This is a genomic window from Cellulomonas sp. B6 (genome assembly GCF_001462455.1).
GTDB lineage: Bacteria > Actinomycetota > Actinomycetes > Actinomycetales > Cellulomonadaceae > Cellulomonas.
In genome coordinates this window covers 1-2,751 of record NZ_LNTD01000226.1, presented here as the reverse complement: position 1 = coordinate 2,751, position 2,751 = coordinate 1, and the positions used below count along the sequence as shown (strand labels likewise).

Annotated in this window: 2 protein-coding genes; both read left to right on the top strand. The window is 76.0% G+C overall.

Translation table 11 applies throughout. The annotated features are described in order from the left end of the window. Positions 1–315: 315 nt before the first annotated feature. Positions 316–2,118, top strand: a complete 1,803-nt coding sequence (locus tag ATM99_RS16505; RefSeq protein ID WP_062103926.1) for a biotin carboxylase N-terminal domain-containing protein — start codon at positions 316–318, stop codon at positions 2,116–2,118. Positions 2,119–2,125: 7 nt separating this feature from the next. Continuing rightward, the gene (locus tag ATM99_RS16500) at positions 2,126–2,626 is read left to right on the top strand and encodes an NUDIX domain-containing protein (protein WP_062103925.1); all 501 of its coding nucleotides are present in this window, start codon (positions 2,126–2,128) and stop codon (positions 2,624–2,626) included. Positions 2,627–2,751 lie beyond the last annotated feature (125 nt).

Sequence of the window (2,751 nt, the reverse complement as noted above, 5' to 3'; positions counted from 1 at the left end):
CCGCCGACGGACAGCGCCCCGGCTCCACGGACACCGGCACGCGGCTGTCCGTCGCGCCGCGACGGTGTCTGTCGACGGTGTTCGGCATGGGTGCGGCGGGAAGGTGCGCCGGAATGGTGGCGGGTGCGGGTGGCCCGGGGACGGCGCGCGGGGTTGTGCGGTCGGCACAACGTCGTGGCGCAGCAGCGCCCCTGGGCGACGCGCAGTGGTGGGTTCCTCCAAAACGAACCGTGCGGCGCTGGGGGGATGCGGCAATCTTGCGACGAGGCCCGGGCAGCACCGCGGACCGGGACGGATCGCGCGCTACCGTGAGCCGTGCCCGCCATCACCAAGGTCCTCGTCGCCAACCGCGGCGAGATCGCCGTCCGCATCGCCCGTGCCTGCCGTGACGCCGGGATCGCGTCGGTCGCCGTGTACTCGGACACCGACCGCGAGGCCCTGCACGTGCGCGTCGCCGACGAGGCGTACGCGCTCGACGGCGCCCGCGCCGCCGAGACGTACCTCGACGTCGCCAAGCTGCTCGACGTCGCACGCCGCTCGGGCGCCGACGCCGTGCACCCCGGCTACGGCTTCCTGTCCGAGAACGCGCACTTCGCGCAGGCCGTCATGGACGCCGGCCTCGTGTGGGTGGGGCCGCCGCCGGCCGCGATCGAGGGGCTCGGCGACAAGGTCAGCGCGCGCCACATCGCGCAGCGCGCCGGTGCGCCGCTCGTCGCGGGCACGCCCGACCCGGTCGCCGACGCCTCGGAGATCCACGCGTTCGTCGCCGAGCACGGCCTGCCGATCGCGATCAAGGCGGCGTTCGGCGGCGGTGGCCGCGGCCTGAAGGTCGCGCGCACGGCCGACGAGATCGACGAGCTGTACGAGTCGGCGGTCCGCGAGGCCGTCGCCTCGTTCGGCCGTGGCGAGTGCTTCGTCGAGCGGTACCTCGATCGGCCGCGGCACGTCGAGACGCAGTGCCTCGCGGACCAGCACGGCACGGTCGTCGTCGTCTCGACGCGCGACTGCTCGCTGCAGCGTCGCCACCAGAAGCTCGTCGAGGAGGCGCCCGCGCCGTTCCTCACCGACGAGCAGCGCGCGACGCTCGTCACGGCGTCGCAGGCGATCCTGCGCGAGGCCGGGTACGTCGGCGCGGGCACGTGCGAGTTCCTCGTGGGCGTCGACGGGACCGTGTCGTTCCTCGAGGTCAACACCCGCCTGCAGGTCGAGCACCCGGTCACCGAGGAGATCAGCGGCATCGACCTCGTGCGCGAGCAGCTGCGGATCGCCGCCGGTGAGCCGCTGGGCTACACCGAGGTCGAGACGCGCGGGCACTCGATCGAGTTCCGCCTCAACGGCGAGGACCCGGCCGCGGGCTTCCTGCCCGCACCGGGCCGCATCACGCGGCTGCGCTACCCGTCCGGCCCGGGCGTGCGCGTCGACTCCGGGGTCGCCGAGGGCGACACCGTGTCGGGACTGTTCGACTCGATGATCGCCAAGGTGATCGTCACGGGCGCGACGCGCCGCCAGGCGGTCGAGCGGGCGCGCCGGGCGCTCGCGGAGCTCGAGGTCGTCGGCATCCCGACGGTCGTGCCGTTCCACCGGGCCGTGCTGGAGTCCGAGGCGTTCGTGCCCGCCGACGACGCGCAGCCGTTCTCCGTGCACACCCGGTGGATCGAGACCGAGTTCGCGGAGACCGTGGCCGGCCTGGGGCGCACGCCCGCACCCGCGCCCGACGCGGACGACGAGCCCGACGTGGCGCTCGAGCGCGTCGTGGTCGAGGTCGGCGGCAAGCGGCTCGAGGTCGTGCTGCCGTCGGCGCTCGGCCTGGGCCGCGTGCCGGGCACCGGACCCGGGCGCGCGCGTCCCGGCGCCGGTCCGCGCCGCTCGCCGCGTGCACGCAGCACGCGCGCCGCCGGCAACGGCACGACGCTCGCGTCGCCCATGCAGGGCACGATCGTCAAGGTCGCGGTCGCCGAGGGCGCGCAGGTCGCCGAGGGCGACCTCGTCGTGGTGCTCGAGGCCATGAAGATGGAGCAGCCGCTCGTCGCGCACCGCGCGGGCACGGTGCAGTCGCTCACGGCGGGCGTCGGCTCGAGCGTGAGCGCGGGCACCGCGATCTGCGAGATCGTCGGCTGACGACCGCGTGAGCGCGCCGCGCCCGACCCACCGCCGCCCCGGCGACGGCTGGGTCGAGTGCGCGTGCGGGCGGCGCCACTGGGGCCTGCACGGAGCCGCGGGGCTGCTGCTCGTGCGGCGCGACGCGGCCGGCCGCGCGACGCACGTGGTGCTGCAGCACCGTGCGCCGTGGAGCGACCAGGGCGGCACCTGGGGGCTGCCGGGCGGCGCGCGCGAGCCGCAGGAGACGGCCGTCGACGCGGCGCTGCGCGAGGCGCACGAGGAGGCGGGGGTCGACCCGGCCGCGGTGGTCGTGCGCGGTGAGCACGTGCTGACGCACCCCGACTGGTCGTACACCACGGTGCTGGCCGACGCCGCCGGCCCGTTCGAGCCCGCGGCGACCGACGCCGAGAGCCTCGCGGTGCTCTGGGTCGCGCTCGACGACGTCCCGGACCGCCCGCTGCTGCCCGCGTTCGGCGACGCGTGGCCCGTGCTGCGTGCGCGGATCGAGGACGCCGCGCCGGCGTGACGCGCGCCACGTGGACGCGGGATGTGCGCGCGCCCGCGGCAGGAGTACGCTCCCGACCGATGAGGTGAGCCTTACCTCACCCGGCGTCCGGGGTCCCCCGCCCGCCGTCCCCCGCACCACCAGGG